This window comes from Streptococcus sp. HMSC062H02 (genome assembly GCF_001813005.1).
GTDB lineage: Bacteria > Bacillota > Bacilli > Lactobacillales > Streptococcaceae > Streptococcus > Streptococcus oralis_S.
In genome coordinates this window covers 88,557-104,367 of sequence record NZ_KV811090.1, presented here as the reverse complement: position 1 = coordinate 104,367, position 15,811 = coordinate 88,557, and the positions used below count along the sequence as shown (strand labels likewise).

The window sequence follows — 15,811 nt, the reverse complement described above, 5'->3', positions numbered from 1 at the left end:
TCAACAAAACAGCCCCGTCTTCGGAGCTGTTTTTTCTATGCTTTCTTTTCTTGATTTTTAGAAATACTACGATTTTTACCTTCGAGATACACCATCAGAATAGAAATATCTGCTGGATTCACTCCCGAAATACGACTGGCTTGGCCGATAGTTTCTGGATTGATAAGTTTGAACTTCTGGCGGGCTTCTGTTGCAATGGAGTCAATATCATCCCAGTCAATATTAGCTGGAATGCGTTTTTCTTCCATGCGTTTCATCTTGGCAACCTGATCCATGGCTTTGGAAATATAGCCTTCGTACTTGATCTCTGTTTCAATCAATTCGATAATCTTGTCATCCAAGTCCTCGGCAGCTGGCCCTATGAAGGCCACCACATCTTGGTAAGAAACTTCTGGACGGCGAAGGAATTCCTTGGCTGTAACCGCATCTGTCAACGGCTTGAAGCCCATTTCCTCAACCTTAGCATTGGTTTCTTTGACTGGCTTGAGTTTGATACTGTCTAGGCGCTTCATCTCATTGTCAAGTTGATTTTTCTTGATTTCAAAGCGGGCCCAGCGTTCATCGTCCACAAGGCCAATCTCGCGCCCCATCTCTGTCAAACGCATATCGGCATTGTCATGACGGAGGATGAGACGGTATTCTGCACGACTGGTCAAGAGACGGTAAGGTTCAATGGTTCCCTTAGTTACCAAGTCGTCAATCATCACTCCGATATAACCGTCGCTGCGCTTCAAAATCAACTCAGGTTTGCCTTGTATTTTTAGAGCCGCATTGATACCAGCGATAATCCCTTGGCCAGCAGCTTCTTCGTAACCTGACGTTCCATTTGTCTGACCAGCAGTAAAGAGTCCTGAGATTTTCTTGGTTTCCAGAGTCGCACGCAACTGGTGTGGCAAGACCATGTCGTACTCAATGGCATAACCAGTACGCATCATTTCAGCATTTTCCAAACCTTTGATGGAATGAACCAAATCACGTTGGACATCCTCAGGTAGACTGGTTGAAAGACCCTGGACATAGACTTCCTCTGTATTGCGCCCTTCTGGCTCAAGGAAGAGTTGGTGACGTTCCTTGTCTGCAAAGCGCACAATCTTGTCTTCAATTGACGGACAGTAACGAGGTCCCACTCCCTTGACCACACCTGTAAACATAGGCGCACGGTGGAGGTTGTTTTGGATAATCTCATGACTGGTACCGTTGGTGTAGGTCAACCAGCATGGCACCTGGTCCTTGACATAGTCCTCATCACGTGAAGTGTAGGAGAAGTGATTTGGCGCTTCATCTCCTGGCTGAATCTCTGTCACATCGTAATTGATAGAGGAAGCCTTGACACGTGGAGGGGTTCCTGTCTTGAAACGACCAATTTCGAGTCCCAGTTCCTTGAGATTGTCAGCAAGGTTAATCGAAGCCAGACTGTGGTTTGGTCCTGATGAATACTTGAGGTCTCCGATGATGATTTCCCCACGGAGGGCAGTCCCTGTCGTCACGATAACAGCCTTGGCAGCATACTCTTGATGAGTAGCTGTACGCACACCGACAACTTTGCCATCTTCCACCAAAATCTCATCAATCATGGTTTGACGAAGGGTCAGATTCTCTTGATTTTCAACTGTCTTGCGCATCTCCTTAGAGTAAAGTTCCTTGTCAGCCTGCGCACGAAGAGCACGGACAGCTGGGCCTTTCCCTGTGTTGAGCATCTTCATCTGGATGTAGGTCTTGTCAATGGTTTTAGCCATTTCACCACCAAGGGCATCGACTTCACGCACGACAATCCCCTTGGCAGAACCACCGATAGACGGGTTACAAGGCATGAAGGCCAGCATTTCAATGTTGATGGTCGCAAGCAATACCTTGCAGCCCATACGGCTGGCTGCTAGGGATGCTTCTACCCCCGCGTGTCCCGCACCAATTACAATAATATCGTATTCTTCCGTAAAATTATAAGTCATTTCTTAACCTTTCAAAAATTTCTCGCAAATAAGGAACTAACTTCTCCTCCTCTAGAGCTTGATCCATAGTAACCCATTTAAAGTGTGTATGCTCTTCAGGATCTAATCTGATAATTGGCTTCTCCCCAACCCACTCTGCTTTATAAACTAAGCGAGTAAAAACCGTGTCCTTAGAGGTATCCAGTTGACTATCTTCGTGAAGAAGCTTGAGTGAACTGCTATCTAGCCTAACTCCCGCTTCTTCAATGCATTCTCTAAGAGCACCATCTCGCGGAAGTTCACCCTTTTCAACCCCGCCACCAGGAATATCCCAGTAAGTTGGATAAACGTTGGGTTCTCCTCTTTTAATTTCCGAACGCTGAATGAGCAAATAATCACCACCACTATGAACAAGTACATGGGCAATAAGCTTAACCATCATTTTCTCTCCTATTCCTCAAGATGAATGTGTTTTAGTTGGCCGTTCCATTCTGGTAGGGCTGTTTTTAAAAAGGCTGGAACTAGCTGGATATTCTGGAGCTGATCCAAATCAATCCACTCACAAGGTTGCCTTTTCACATCTTCCTGCATGGTCAATGGAGCTTCTTCAAGCAAATTCACCAGGTAATGAAACTCGATGTTGTGATAGGAAACACCGTCCTGTTCAAAACGATTTTCAACCACGAAAGCTAGCTGCCCAGCTTGAGCTTTGACACCTAGTTCTTCCTTCACTTCACGGACTACCGCGTCTTCCGTGCTTTCATTGACTTGAATCGCACCGCCGATAGTGTAATATTTACCCTTGTCTTTAGTAACTAGGAGCTTGCCATTTTGGAGAATCAAGGCTGCCGCCCGAACACCAAAGACCGTGTCTCCCACTGTTGTCCGAAAGTCTTGTTGAGTCATTTTTGTCCTTTCCCTTAAACGACACAAAAACAGTCAAAACTCCAAAGAAGTGCAGGACAAAAAAGCCTGCAACATCCATGAGCTTTGACCATCATTTCTATTGCTTTTATTATTGTAGCAAATTGAGAAAATTTGTCAATCTAAATGTACTATAATTGGCGAATCGCTTCAAAAGCTCCTTTGTCAATCTCGACTGGGTCAGAGAAGGCATCCAGAACAATCCCTCTCACCGGAAACTCCCCTATCTCTTCCGCAACAGATAAACAGTCCGTAAGAGGTAATTGCAACCAGGAAAAACGGTCATAATAGTCCCTGGGAATATCTTGTTCAGTTAAGAAACAAGGATAGAAGTAGTCGTCTCCCTTTCGCAGAATATCCGGTTTTAGTCGTACCCCTTCTTGTTCATCACTCTCATCCAGAAGATTCGGATTGAAGGGGACCCAGACTTTAGCTTGTTTCAATTCCTTGAACAAGGCTTCAATTGACTCTGTCGTTTTCTCTCTCAAATACTCTTTCTTATAGTCAGAGAGGCTCATTGTTTGCTCTTTTTTAGCCGTTTTTTTCTTAAAAAACTGAAACATTCTCTTTCCTCTTAGAAAATCTTAAATGTACTGACAAACCTGTCCATCGCGGTAGGCATTGTCAATCAAACCGCCACCGAGACACTCATCGCCATCGTAAAAGACAACTGCCTGTCCTGGTGTGATGGCGCGTTGCGGTTCCGCAAAGATGACCTCTGCCTTATCTCCTTTGACATGTACTGTCACCTTAGAATCAGGCTGACGGTAGCGGAATTTAGCCGTACATTCTAGCGTAAATTCCTCTGGCATCTCACGAGTAAAATGAACTTGACTGGCTTCTAGGCTGGTTGACATAAGCGAATCATGGTAGAAACCTTGGCCGACATAGAGGATATTCTTGCTTAGGTCTTTTCCAACAACGAACCAAGGAGCATTGTCTCCGCCGTGTTGGCCACCGATACCGAGTCCGCCACGCTGACCAATCGTATAATACATAAGTCCGGCATGCTCACCCATATCGCGACCATCCACAGTCATCATGCGACCAGGCTGAGCTGGCAGATAGTTGCTGAGAAAGTTTTTAAAGTTCTTTTCTCCGATAAAGCAAATCCCTGTCGAGTCTTTCTTCTTAGCAGTCGCAAGTCCTGCTTCTTCTGCGAGTCTGCGAACTTCAGGCTTTTCCAGATGTCCCAAGGGGAACATGGTTTTTTGGAGTTGTTCTTGCGAAAGTTGACTGAGGAAATAGGTCTGGTCCTTGCCATTGTCCACGCCACGAAGCATGTGAACGATGCCATCCTCATCACGCGCCACTCGGGCATAATGCCCAGTCGCTACATAGTCTGCTCCCAAGGTCATAGCATAGTCCAAAAAGGCCTTGAACTTGATTTCCTTGTTGCACATAACATCTGGATTTGGCGTGCGTCCTGCACGGTATTCCGCTAGGAAATACTCAAAAACGCGGTTCCAGTACTCTTTTTCAAAATTGACAGAGTAGTAAGGAATGCCAATCTGGTCTGCCACCGCAGCCACATCCTTGTAATCTTCGGTCGCCGTACAGACGCCGTTTTCATCTGTGTCATCCCAGTTCTTCATGAAGATACCGATCACATCGTAGCCCTGCTCCTTGAGCAAGAGAGCCGTCACCGACGAATCAACACCACCACTCATCCCTACAACAACACGTGTTTTAGAGTTATCACTCATGGTAAGTCTCCCATCTATTCGTTTATTCACGATTGAAGGTCGTGTGTGCTTCAACGATTGAAGGTCGCTTGAGCAGTATTCATTATAACACGCTTGGTTAGAGAAGACAAGAAAGAGGTTGATAAATCACCTCAACCTCTCTTTCTTCCTTTGCAAACGAATCAATTTTCCCCTTTAAGTTCTTTCTTCGCTTGTTCTATCTGGTATTTCACTTGCTCAAAGCCGGTTCCTCCTAAGGAATTCCGTCTCTGAACAGCGGTTTCTGGACGCAAGTAGATATAAATATCCTCTTCAATCAAGGGATGGTAGGCTTGCAACTCCTTCAAATCCCAATCTTGGATATTTTTACCATACTTGATAGAGTCTAGAACCAATTTCCCTACAATTTCATGCGCTTCTCTAAAGGGGAGGCCTTTTTCAGCTAAATAATCTGCCAGTTCGGTCGCATTCGAAAAATCATTCTCTGTGGATTGCTGCATTTTGGCCTTATTAACCTGCATGCTCGATAGCATACCTGCCAACACATCCAGAGAATTTAAAATCGTTTCTACTGTATCAAACATGCCTTCCTTGTCCTCTTGCAAATCCTTATTATAGGCCAGAGGCAAAGACTTCATGACGGTCAATAGTCCAAGTAAGTTCCCGTAAACCCGTCCTGTCTTCCCTCGAATCAATTCGGCCATATCAGGATTTTTCTTCTGGGGCATGATAGACGAACCCGTTGAAAAGCTATCAGACAAGCTAATGTACTGATACTCAAAACTGCACCAATTGATGATTTCCTCACAAAAACGACTCATATGCATCATCAAAATGCTGGCATTTGATAGAAATTCCAAGATAAAATCACGGTCACTCACTGCGTCCAAGGAATTGGTATAGGGTTGTTGGAAACCCAGTAAATCACTCGATAATTGACGATTGATTGGAAAAGTTGTCCCCGCTAAGGCAGCCCACCCAGGGGAGATAGGTCCGTATGTTTCAGGTTAAATGCAAAACGCTCGCTATCCCTTTGAAACATATTGTAATAAGCCATGAGATGATGGGCAAAACTAATCGGTTGGGCGTGCTGCAAATGAGTATAGCCTGGCATGATGGTTTCCACATGTTTTTCAGCCAAATCCAGCAAAACACTATTCAGATTCGCCAACTTATCCAAGGCATGGCCAAGCTGCTCCTTTAGATATAAGTGCATATCCGTTGCGACTTGGTCATTCCGAGAACGAGCCGTATGTAGTTTCCCAGCCAGAGGGCCGATTTTCTCTGTCAGCAACACTTCCATATTCATATGAATATCTTCATTTGCAATATCAAAATGAAGCTTTCCTGCCTCTAAATCTCGCAACAAAGCTTTCAGACCATCTTGGATCTGCTCTGCCTCTTCCAAGCTTAAAATGCCAGTCTGTCCTAGCATTTGAACATGAGCTAGGGAACCCATCAAATCAAATTTTGCCAGCTGGTGGTCAAAGGAAATACTCGCACCGAACTGTTCTACCCACTCTTCCACAGTGCCTTCAAATCGACCACCCCATAATTTTGTATTTTTCGACATATCCTGTCGTCCCTTTCTATCGCGTCACTACTCAACATTTTTCTGAACTTCTGAATAAACCTTAGTCGGAAGCCCCCAAAGCTTGATAAATCCAACAGCCGCATCTTGGTCAAAAGTATCCGCACTAGTATAAGTCGCCAAATTTTCATCGTAAAGAGAATTTGGAGATTTCCGCGCCACTACCTGGGCGTTCCCCTTATAGAGTTTAACTTTTGCAGTTCCATTGACAACTTTCTGTGTCTCCTTGATATAGGCAATCAAAGCCTGAGTTGCTGGGCTAAACCACAAAGCATTATAGATGAGATTGGACAACTCATTTTCGATAATAGGTTTAAAATGAGCCACTTCTCTCACAAGAGTCAAGTTTTCAATCTCCTTATGAGCTGCCAATAAAGTCACAGCACCTGGGCACTCATAAATCTCTCTTGACTTAATACCGACTAGGCGATTTTCCACATGGTCAATACGACCAACACCGTGTTTGCCTGCAATTTCATTGAGCTTTTGAATCAAAGCCGCCACTTTCATCTTTTCTCCATTGAGGGAAATGGGCACCCCACAGCTAAACTCAATGTCAATAAATTCTGGACTGTCTGGTGCCTCTTCTGGAGAAGATGTGATTCCAAATGCTTCTTCTGGCGCTTGGTTCCAAGGGTTTTCCAAGACACCACATTCATTTGCACGACCCCAAAGATTTTGATCGACAGAGTAAGGATTGTCAAGGTCAGCAGGAACTGGAAGGCCATTTTCTTTTGCATATTGGATTTCTTCTTCACGAGACCATTTCCACTCACGAACAGGCGCAACTACTTTTAAATTGGGATCCAAAGCTGCAATAGAGACTTCAAACCGAACTTGGTCGTTTCCCTTACCTGTACAACCATGGGCAATTGTGGTTGCCCCCGTCTGATGAGCTATTTCAACAAGTTTTTTTGAAATAAGAGGGCGACTCAGAGCAGATACCAAGGGATACTTCTGTTCATAGTAAGCATGAGCCTGAAGGGCCACTAAAACATAGTCGTTAGCAAATTCTTCCTTAACATCGATGACATAAGACTCTACAGCCCCAACCTTGAGAGCTTTATCGTGGATGAACTCCAAATCTTTTCCTTCACCCACATCCATACAAACAGCGATTACATCATAGTCTTTTTTTAACCACCTAATAGCAACTGATGTATCCAATCCACCTGAATAGGCTAAAATAACTTTTTCCTTACTCATTTCTCTTCCTTCTTTCTATTTTTCGATAGAGGCTTTAAAAGCATCGTCAATCAATTTGTCCAACTCCCCAGAATCCTTCAACTTCTGGATGGTTTTGTCAACCGCTTCTTTTAATTCTTTACTGTCTTTTTTCATCGCAACAGCGTAGGAATCTTCCTTGTCATTGTCAAAATCAAACTCAGCGATGGATAGGTCTGGATTATTCTCTACAAATCCTTTCGCCACTGGTTCCTCAAAGATAACCGCATCCAGTTGCCCTGATTTCAAATCTGTTATCAAATTTCCATTTTTAGGAAGTGAAACGAGAGAAGAATCCTGCAAGGTTTCTTTAGCCAGAGTTTCCTGGATAGAACCTTTCTGCGCTCCAACCTTTTTCTGAGCCAAATCCTGGACTGATTGGTAATTCGTTAAGTCAGATTTTCTTACGATAACCTTATTTTTCGAAGTATAGTAGGGAATTGAAAAATCGTAAACTTGACTTCTCTCTTCCGTTTTAGAAACACCTGATATGGCAAGATCGGCCTTACCTTAATCAAGACTAGCCAGTACATTGTCAAAACTCATTGGAGAGAACTCCACTTCTACACCAAGTTCCTTTGCGATGGCTTTGGCTAGCTCAACATCTGAACCTACAATCTGATTTTTCCCATCAACCAATTTCTGGTATTCGAATGGAGCAAACTCTGGATTTAGGGCCACCACCAATTTTCCTTTAGCCTTAATGGCTTCAACACCTTGGTATTGAGTGTTACTACAAGCAAATAATAAGGGAAACATAAGCAAACCAAACATCGTCATCAACACCTTCTTCACTTTATTCATAGAAGAGCCTCCTTTTATTTTTATACTTTATTATTGTATAAATAATACTCTTCTCGTTCTCGTTTGTCAAGAAAAAACTGTATTTTATTTCATTTAAATCAAGAAAAAGCTTATTATATGATGTATTTTTACATATAATAAGCTTATTTATACTATTTTAGTTTTAAAATAATTTGAAGAATTTTGTCGAAATTATACAAATAGAGCATTGCTGAGAAGATCCTTACACTTTTTGTTATAGACAAACAAAAAAAGAGCCCTAAAGGACTCTTTTATTCTTAATACCAACCGTTGTTAAGCCAGAAGTTCTTGGCAGCTGTCCATGAACCGTAACGTCCTGCAACGTAGGCATCTGCTACACGTTCTTGGTTTTCAGCTGAGTAATCACCGTTCAAGTATGAATCTGTCAATTGGTAACGTCCGATGTAACGTCCGTTTGTAGCAGTGTAGCTACCACCTGATTCTTTTTGAGCGATCCATTCTTTAGCTTCTGCTTCAGAACCACTTACAGTAGAAGCTGCTGCAGTGTTGCTTTCTGCTGCTGGAGCTGCTGGAGTTGCAGGTGCAGCTGGGGCTTCATAAGTTGTTGTTGCTGCTGGAGCTTCTTCAACTGTTTCTGTAGCTACTGGAGCTGTTTCTTCCGTTGTTGCTGCTGGAGCTACAGTTGAAGCTGTTCCTTCGATAACCAAAACTTGGTCAACATAGATAAGATGAATATCTTTGATGTTGTTTTTCGCTGCCAATTTTTCAACAGTTGTGTTGTACTTCTCAGCGATTTCTGAAAGAGTATCACCTGATTTAACTGTGTAAGTTACAGTTTCTTGGGCAGATGCAAGTGATGGAGCAAAGAAAGCAAGCAAAGCTGCTACTCCTGCAATAGTTGTTTTAATTTTTTTAGTTGTTAATGACATATCTAAAAATTCTCCTTCCATTGGATATATCTATGATACCTTTTAAATGTTACCGTTGTTTAACGGTTTTATGTAGAAATATTACAAAAATGTTTTATATTTACCGTTTTAAGGAGGTTTTTGTCACAAAAGACCTTATTTTATACTATCTTTAATCATTTTAAGCTTTTGATAAGGGAAATAAGCGCAGAGCTCCATTCTTTGATATAATAGATATAAGAATCTTTGTAAGGGGAAACAGATGCACTCACTTCGTTTTCAATCTGTCTTTGACATTATCGGACCAGTTATGATTGGCCCATCAAGTAGCCATACTGCTGGAGCTGTTCGCATCGGGAAAATCGTCTCTTCCATCTTTGATGATACGCCGACAGAAGTCGAATTCCAATTATTTAACTCATTTGCCAAGACCTACCGTGGTCATGGAACTGACCTTGCTCTCGTCGCTGGTATATTAGGTATGGATACGGACGATCCCGACATTCCAAATAGCCTAGAGATTGCCCATAAACGTGGTATTAAGATTGTCTGGACCATTCAGAAAGATAGCAACGCTCCTCATCCTAATACCACTAAAATTACTGTGAAAAATGAACACAAGTCCATCAGTGTGACAGGAATTTCCATCGGTGGGGGAAATATCCAGGTTACGGAACTTAACGGCTTTGCTGTCTCTCTCAACATGAACACACCAACCATTATTATCGTGCATCAGGATGTTCCGGGTATGATTGCCCATGTTACTGAAGCCCTCTCTCGTTTTGATATCAATATCGCTCAGATGAATGTGACTAGAGAAAAAGCTGGAGAAAAAGCCATCATGATTATCGAAGTCGATAGTAGAAGTTGCGAAGAGGCGATTGAAGAAATCCGAAAAATCCCTCATCTCCACAATGTCAATTTCTTTAAGTAGGAGGAAACATGTTTTATTCTATCAAAGAATTGGTCGAGCAGGCGGATCTAGACTTCCAAGGAAATGTCGCAGAACTCATGATTGCGACAGAATATCAACTAACCGGTCGGGAACGGCCAGAAGTTCTCCTCCTCATGGAACGCAATCTAGAAGTCATGAAAGCCTCTGTCGAGCTCGGCCTCAGTGAAAACAAATCCCGTAGTGGCCTAACGGGTGGAGACGCGGCCAAACTAGACCGCCATCTCAAAAGTGGAAAGGCCTTGTCAGACTTTACCATCCTATCAGCAGCCCGTAATGCCATCGCGGTCAATGAACACAATGCGAAGATGGGCTTGGTCTGCGCCACTCCAACCGCAGGAAGTGCTGGCTGTCTGCCAGCCGTTCTCACTGCTGCTATCCAAAAATTAGACCTTAGCCACGAAGAACAGCTAGATTTCCTCTTTGCTGCTGGTGCCTTTGGACTAGTTATCGCAAACAATGCCTCTATCTCGGGCGCTGAAGGTGGCTGTCAGGCCGAGGTTGGCTCTGCCTCTGCCATGAGTGCCGCAGCCTTGACCTTGGCTGCAGGTGGAAGCCCCTATCAGGCTAGTCAAGCCATCGCCTTTGTCATTAAAAATATGCTGGGCCTTATCTGCGATCCCGTCGCTGGTTTGGTTGAAGTTCCCTGTGTCAAACGCAATGCCATGGGGGCTAGCTTTGCCTTTATCGCGGCTGATATGGCCTTGGCAGGTATCGAGTCTAAGATCCCTGTTGACGAAGTCATCGATGCCATGTACCAAGTCGGATCGAGCCTCCCAACTGCCTTTCGTGAAACAGCTGAGGGTGGACTTGCCGCTACACCTACTGGTCGTCGCCTACAAAAAGAAATCTTCGGAGAATAAGCTTATCTATATCTATTAGGAGAAACTATGCCCTCTATCTCAGCAATCTTTTTTGATCTGGACGGAACCCTGGTTGACAGTTCCCTCGGGATCCACAATGCCTTTACCCATACCTTTAAAGAGCTAGGAGTTCCAAGCCCTGATGCCAAAACCATTCGTGGTTTTATGGGACCTCCACTTGAAAGTAGTTTTGCAACGTGTCTTCCCAAGGAGCAAATCTCAGAAGCTGTTCAAATCTACCGTTCTTACTACAAGAGAAAAGGTATCCACGAAGCAGAGCTTTTCCCCCGAATGACGGAATTGCTCCAAGAACTCTCTCAAAACTACCCTCTCTATATCACTACAACAAAGAATACTCCGATTGCCCAGGATATGACTAAAAATCTGGGAATCCATCATTTCTTTGATGGCATTTACGGCTCTAGTCCTGAAACGCCACACAAGGCGGATGTCATCCGTTACGCCTTGCAAACGCATCAACTCCCTGCGGACCAAGTCCTCATCATCGGGGATACCAAGTTTGATATGATTGGAGCCCAAGAAACTGGTATTAAAAAGTTTGCTGTTACTTGGGGATTTGGAGAAGAGGCTGATTTGCTCAGCTATCAACCTGACTGGATTGCCCATACCATTGATGATATCATTAAGCAACTATAAATAATACAACAATTTGAAATTACAGAGTAAAAAGGCCAAGGTCCTGTACAAACAGAACCTTGGCCTTTTATTTATAATTAATTTGTTAGACACTCTTACTCAGCATGGGTTGTCTCATTTGCAAAGGAAATGATGGCTTCTTTGAGCTCATCTCCGCTGAGTGAACGGAACTCTTCAATCTTTTGATCGATGGCTTCTAGCGGCATGACGTTTACCTTACCAACGAAAATCTTGTCCATAACTTGGTTATCAACCAATTCGGTCGAAACCAAGAGTTCCTCATAGAGTTTTTCACCTGGGCGGATACCGACCTCAACGATTGGAATTTCACTTTCTGTGTGCCCGCTTAGAAGGACCATTTTCTTAGCCAAGTCATAGATCTTAACTGGTTTACCCATATCGAGGATAAAGACTTCTCCGTCCTTGGCATAAGCGCCAGCATGGATTACCAGACGACTGGCCTCTGGAATGGTCATAAAGTAACGTGTCATACGGAAGTCTGTCACCGTTACAGGACCGCCTTCAGCAATCTGACGTTCAAAGACAGGAATCACACTACCACGACTACCCAGAACATTCCCAAAACGGACTGCACAGTAGGTTGATTTACTACGTTGGTTAAAGCCAGTGACAATCAATTCTGCCACGCGCTTAGTCGCACCCATAACATTCGGTGGATTGACCGCCTTGTCAGTCGAAATCATGACCATCTTAGGTACTTTGGCTTCATCAACAGCTTTGGCAACATTGTAGGTACCGAGGATATTGTTCTTGAAGGCTTCTTTTGGATTGCGTTCCATCATCGGAACGTGCTTGTGGGCTGCAGCATGATAGACGATGGCTGGTTTGTACTGCTCAAACACCTGCAAGAGACGGTCGTAGTCCTGAATATCTGCAATAACAGGAACATAATCAATTCCTTGGAATGTACGGATCAATTCATGATAAACGAGATAGATTGAGTTTTCACCATGTCCAAGCAAGACGATACGCTCGGGATTGAAGCGGCTAACCTGACGACAAATCTCCGAACCAATCGAACCACCGGCTCCTGTCACCAGGATGGTCTTGCCTGTAATCTCAGTACCTAGACGTGATTCGTCAAGACGAATTTCCTGACGGCCCAAAAGGTCTGTGATATCAATTTTTTGGAAACCACTACCTGGTTGATGGAGCCCTTGAACGACTGTCTCAACCTTAGGCATCTTGTAACATTTGACGCCTAGCTTATTACACATCTGCAAGATGCGTTCGTACTCTGATGGGTCAAGCGAAGGGATCGCTACGATGACACGCTCGATCTGGTGGCGTTTAGCTAATTCAGGCAGATTATCATAAGAGCCCAGAACTGGGATTCCACCTAGTTTTTGTCCCTTTTTCTTTTCATCGTTATCCAAAATCCCCACTAGCTCAAGGTCGCTAGTTGGATGTTGGTAGCTGTTCATAAAGAGGGCACCACCATCACCAGCACCGATCAAGAAGGTACGACGATGCTCCCCATCTCCACTACCTTTTTTACGTTTGGAATAAATCAACTGCCAAGTGATACGAGGAAGCAAGATGAGGAAGGTACTCAACAAAATGAAGAGCACGATGAAACGGATAGAAAACAATGGAAGGAAGGCATAGCAGATTCCATAAGAAAGAACACTGCTGAGCATCACTCCGAAAAAGATTTTCATGAAATCCGTAATCTTGCTATAACGACTAATACTAGCATTTAGCCCCCAAAACGCAATCATGATTTGATAGAGGAGGAAGGCTAAAAGAGTGTAGATCACGTAATCCACAGGCGCAGGATTTATAAGGCCATAAAACAAGATATAAGATACGATGATAGAAACCACCATACTCAGAATATCGAATATCCCCCAAAACACTTGTTTTTGCTGTTTATTTAAAATTTCAACCAGATCAATCACATAATCTGTTAGTTTTTTATTCATAGGAATTTACTCCCCCTTAAAAGAGTCAGATGATACTGTTGTTATGATAACCTGAATCATTCAGTCTATCGGGGCTTACTTTCTCTTTCTTAAAAGTTTGACGAAGATAAACTGACGTACAAAGCCTGGACAAAGTGCAACAATTGCCTGAATGGCTACACTTTTAGCATATTCCATGTAAGAAATTTGCCCTCGCTCAAGCATCCGTTGGCGAGCTTGACGATAGAGTTTAAGGTAACGCAAGCCACCTCGACGCTCAAACATCCCTGCACCGACACGAACCTTACACAAGATTTGATCTAGGTTCCCAGTCTTGGCACCTGCAGCAATCATATTGAGCCAAAGGAGGTCATCCTCCATGTAAAGGCCATCTTCGTAGTTGCCCGCCTTGAGGACCATGTCCTTTTTGAACATGACTGTCATATGGTTAAAGGCGCTTCTCATTCTCTGATAAGCCACAATGTCTGCATGCTGGGTTGGAACACGACGATAAGACACAATCTCATCTGGATTGTCAATGAACTCTGCGATATGCCCACCTAAGAGATCAAGATCTTCTTTCTCCATTAGCTGAAGCTGTTTCTCAAAACGATCCGGAACGGCTAAATCATCCGTATCCATGCGGGCAATAATGTCATACTGGCACTGTAAAACACCGTATCGAAGAGCCAAGCCTAAACCTTGGTTTTGTTCTAAGGGGCACCGTTTAACTGGAATGTCTGACTGAGCTTCCACTTCATCTAGCACCTGATAGAGTTCTGGTGTGAGAGGTCCATCCTCTACGAGAACAAGCTCACTCGGTTTTAAGGTCTGGTTTTGAACACTTTTGATGGCATCTCTCAAAAATGTCGGATTTTCCTTTACATAGACCGACATCAAGACGCTGATTTTTTGCTTTTCAGACACAGTTTTTCTCCAATATATAGATTTCCTTCCACTATTTTATCACAAAATTCCCTAGTTTCCTATTTTTATATCAAATCAAGGAAAATTCTAGTAAAGAAAGCTGTCTCCTTTCTGTATATTTTCAGTTAAATCTTTCCAGCTTTCCTCCCATTCTCTACTTGACATTATATAGAAAAAACCTTAAAATAAGCTGTTATTAAAATCATCTTATCGAGGTTTTCATGAAAAAACAATCACTCTTTTTTGTTCTTGGAATTGTCTTAATCGGGACTGTTTTACGCTCTCCTTTTACTGCTCTTCCAACCATTTTAGGAGATATCGCTCAGGGACTAGGAGTGGAGGTTAGCTCTCTTGGGATTTTAACCAGTCTCCCTCTCTTGATGTTTGCTCTTTTTTCGGCTTTTGCGAGTCGCTTGGCACAAAAAATCGGACTAGAACATCTCTTTACTTACTGTCTCCTCCTCTTAACTGTTGGCTCTGTCATTCGTATCTTCAATCTTCCCCTTCTCTATCTAGGGACCCTAATTGTGGGAGCAAGCATCGCCATCTTCAATGTACTGCTCCCAAGTATGATCCAGGCAAATCAGCCTCAAAAGATTAGTTTCCTAACAACGCTCTATGTCACTGCCATGGGGATTTCGACAGCCATCGCTTCTTATCTTTCGGTCCCTATCACCCAAGCTAGTTCTTGGAAGGGACTCATCCTCGTTCTCAGCTTTCTCTGTCTGGTCACTCTGCTAGTCTGGTTGCCAAATCATCGCCACAACCACCACCTAGAAAGCCAAAAAGAAAAGCAAGTCAAAGAGAATATTCTAAAAAGTAAAGATGTCTGGGCTATCATTGTCTTTGGTGGTCTTCAGTCCTTGCTCTTTTATACAAGCATGACCTGGTTGCCAACTATGGCTATTAGTGCTGGTATTTCTAATAGTGATGCGGCTCTTCTGGCTTCTATCTTCTCACTGATTAGCATTCCTTTTTCAATGACTGTTCCAAGTCTGACCACTCGTCTGTCAGATGGTCATCGTCGAATCATGCTGGCAACTATCTCTATCGCTGGGATGACAGGAATTGCCATGCTCTTGTATCCAGCCAATAATTTCCTCTACTGGTTAGTCGTCCATCTCTTGATTGGAACGGCCTGCAGCGCCCTCTTCCCCTACCTCATGGTTTGTTTTTCTCTTAAAACTAGTTCTCCTGAAAAGACGGCTCAGCTATCAGGACTAGCGCAAACAGGAGGCTACATCTTAGCTGCTTTTGGACCCGCCTTGTTTGGTTACAGTTTTGAACTTTTCCAATCTTGGATCCCAGCTGTCCTTGCCCTTCTAGTCATCGATATCATCATGACCGTCTCACTCTTTATGGTGGATCGGGCTGATAAGATCCTCTAAACTTCTAGTTTTTACTAGGAGTTTTTTATATGTAAAATTTTTACACATATTTC

The 15,811-nt window shown here is 43.4% G+C and carries 13 protein-coding genes and 2 pseudogenes; 4 read left to right on the top strand and 11 right to left on the bottom strand.

Annotated elements, in window-relative coordinates; genetic code table 11:
- Positions 1-35: 35 nt before the first annotated feature.
- From mnmG to HMPREF2885_RS00500, 9 genes and pseudogenes are all read right to left on the bottom strand, one after another.
- A complete protein-coding gene (mnmG, locus tag HMPREF2885_RS00540) occupies positions 36-1,949 on the bottom strand; it encodes a tRNA uridine-5-carboxymethylaminomethyl(34) synthesis enzyme MnmG (protein ID WP_070656854.1) in 1,914 nt (637 codons plus the stop codon).
- The gene (locus HMPREF2885_RS00535; RefSeq protein WP_000989471.1) at positions 1,939-2,370 is read right to left on the bottom strand and encodes an NUDIX hydrolase; all 432 of its coding nucleotides are present in this window, start codon (positions 2,368-2,370) and stop codon (positions 1,939-1,941) included. The genes mnmG and HMPREF2885_RS00535 overlap by 11 nt, the downstream gene beginning before the upstream one ends.
- 8 nt (positions 2,371-2,378) lie before the next feature.
- Positions 2,379-2,834 carry an NUDIX hydrolase gene (locus HMPREF2885_RS00530; protein ID WP_000193660.1) on the bottom strand — a complete coding sequence of 152 codons (456 nt, stop codon included), beginning with the start codon at positions 2,832-2,834 and terminating at the stop codon, positions 2,379-2,381.
- A gap of 149 nt (positions 2,835-2,983) precedes the next feature.
- Positions 2,984-3,415, bottom strand: coding sequence for an SseB family protein (locus HMPREF2885_RS00525; protein WP_000485110.1), 432 nt, complete (start codon positions 3,413-3,415; stop codon positions 2,984-2,986).
- 21 nt (positions 3,416-3,436) lie between these two features.
- Positions 3,437-4,558, bottom strand: a complete 1,122-nt coding sequence (gene mnmA / locus HMPREF2885_RS00520) for a tRNA 2-thiouridine(34) synthase MnmA (protein WP_001282961.1) — start codon at positions 4,556-4,558, stop codon at positions 3,437-3,439.
- Positions 4,559-4,719: 161 nt separating this feature from the next.
- Positions 4,720-6,110 (bottom strand): annotated as a pseudogene (gene argH, locus HMPREF2885_RS00515) (argininosuccinate lyase).
- A 27-nt stretch (positions 6,111-6,137) separates the two neighbouring features.
- Positions 6,138-7,334 (bottom strand): argininosuccinate synthase, encoded by a 1,197-nt coding sequence (locus tag HMPREF2885_RS00510; protein WP_070656853.1) that lies wholly within the window; start codon positions 7,332-7,334, stop codon positions 6,138-6,140.
- 15 nt (positions 7,335-7,349) lie between these two features.
- Positions 7,350-8,156 (bottom strand): annotated as a pseudogene (locus tag HMPREF2885_RS00505) (ABC transporter substrate-binding protein).
- A 278-nt stretch (positions 8,157-8,434) separates the two neighbouring features.
- Positions 8,435-9,067 (bottom strand): aggregation-promoting factor, encoded by a 633-nt coding sequence (locus tag HMPREF2885_RS00500; protein ID WP_049519245.1) that lies wholly within the window; start codon positions 9,065-9,067, stop codon positions 8,435-8,437.
- A 241-nt stretch (positions 9,068-9,308) separates the two neighbouring features.
- Here HMPREF2885_RS00500 and sdaAB point away from each other — a divergent pair, with 241 nt between their 5' ends.
- The 3 genes from sdaAB to HMPREF2885_RS00485 are packed head-to-tail and all read left to right on the top strand — an operon-like array spanning position 9,309 to position 11,518.
- Positions 9,309-9,980, top strand: a complete 672-nt coding sequence (sdaAB, locus tag HMPREF2885_RS00495; protein WP_000555868.1) for an L-serine ammonia-lyase, iron-sulfur-dependent subunit beta — start codon at positions 9,309-9,311, stop codon at positions 9,978-9,980.
- A gap of 8 nt (positions 9,981-9,988) precedes the next feature.
- Positions 9,989-10,861, top strand: coding sequence for an L-serine ammonia-lyase, iron-sulfur-dependent, subunit alpha (gene sdaAA, locus HMPREF2885_RS00490; protein WP_000500029.1), 873 nt, complete (start codon positions 9,989-9,991; stop codon positions 10,859-10,861).
- A 27-nt stretch (positions 10,862-10,888) separates the two neighbouring features.
- Entirely contained in the window at positions 10,889-11,518 is a 630-nt protein-coding gene (locus HMPREF2885_RS00485; protein WP_070656852.1) for an HAD-IA family hydrolase, read from the top strand.
- Between the two features lie 95 nt (positions 11,519-11,613).
- On the opposite strand, the gene HMPREF2885_RS00480 is transcribed toward HMPREF2885_RS00485, so the two are convergent.
- Positions 11,614-13,464: a nucleoside-diphosphate sugar epimerase/dehydratase gene (locus HMPREF2885_RS00480; RefSeq protein WP_001035723.1), complete on the bottom strand. Its 1,851-nt coding sequence runs from the start codon at positions 13,462-13,464 to the stop codon at positions 11,614-11,616.
- A gap of 75 nt (positions 13,465-13,539) precedes the next feature.
- Complete coding sequence (locus HMPREF2885_RS00475; protein ID WP_049477581.1) at positions 13,540-14,370, bottom strand: glycosyltransferase; 831 nt, start codon at positions 14,368-14,370, stop codon at positions 13,540-13,542.
- 221 nt (positions 14,371-14,591) lie between these two features.
- Between HMPREF2885_RS00475 and HMPREF2885_RS00470 the strand changes: the two genes are divergently transcribed.
- On the top strand, positions 14,592-15,758 hold the full coding sequence (locus tag HMPREF2885_RS00470) for a CynX/NimT family MFS transporter (RefSeq protein WP_049550175.1): 1,167 nt from the start codon (positions 14,592-14,594) through the stop codon (positions 15,756-15,758).
- The last annotated feature ends 53 nt before the right edge of the window (positions 15,759-15,811 follow it).

What these genes read in the sequence shown, in the direction of transcription:
- mnmG (WP_070656854.1), bottom strand. Translation starts at nt 1,949, where the DNA reads ATGACTTATAATTTTACGGAAGAATACGATATTATTGTAATTGGTGCG.
- HMPREF2885_RS00535 (WP_000989471.1), bottom strand. Translation starts at nt 2,370, where the DNA reads ATGATGGTTAAGCTTATTGCCCATGTACTTGTTCATAGTGGTGGTGAT.
- HMPREF2885_RS00530 (WP_000193660.1), bottom strand. Translation starts at nt 2,834, where the DNA reads ATGACTCAACAAGACTTTCGGACAACAGTGGGAGACACGGTCTTTGGT.
- HMPREF2885_RS00525 (WP_000485110.1), bottom strand. Translation starts at nt 3,415, where the DNA reads ATGTTTCAGTTTTTTAAGAAAAAAACGGCTAAAAAAGAGCAAACAATG.
- mnmA (WP_001282961.1), bottom strand. Translation starts at nt 4,558, where the DNA reads ATGAGTGATAACTCTAAAACACGTGTTGTTGTAGGGATGAGTGGTGGT.
- HMPREF2885_RS00510 (WP_070656853.1), bottom strand. Translation starts at nt 7,334, where the DNA reads ATGAGTAAGGAAAAAGTTATTTTAGCCTATTCAGGTGGATTGGATACA.
- HMPREF2885_RS00500 (WP_049519245.1), bottom strand. Translation starts at nt 9,067, where the DNA reads ATGTCATTAACAACTAAAAAAATTAAAACAACTATTGCAGGAGTAGCA.
- sdaAB (WP_000555868.1), top strand. Translation starts at nt 9,309, where the DNA reads ATGCACTCACTTCGTTTTCAATCTGTCTTTGACATTATCGGACCAGTT.
- sdaAA (WP_000500029.1), top strand. Translation starts at nt 9,989, where the DNA reads ATGTTTTATTCTATCAAAGAATTGGTCGAGCAGGCGGATCTAGACTTC.
- HMPREF2885_RS00485 (WP_070656852.1), top strand. Translation starts at nt 10,889, where the DNA reads ATGCCCTCTATCTCAGCAATCTTTTTTGATCTGGACGGAACCCTGGTT.
- HMPREF2885_RS00480 (WP_001035723.1), bottom strand. Translation starts at nt 13,464, where the DNA reads ATGAATAAAAAACTAACAGATTATGTGATTGATCTGGTTGAAATTTTA.
- HMPREF2885_RS00470 (WP_049550175.1), top strand. Translation starts at nt 14,592, where the DNA reads ATGAAAAAACAATCACTCTTTTTTGTTCTTGGAATTGTCTTAATCGGG.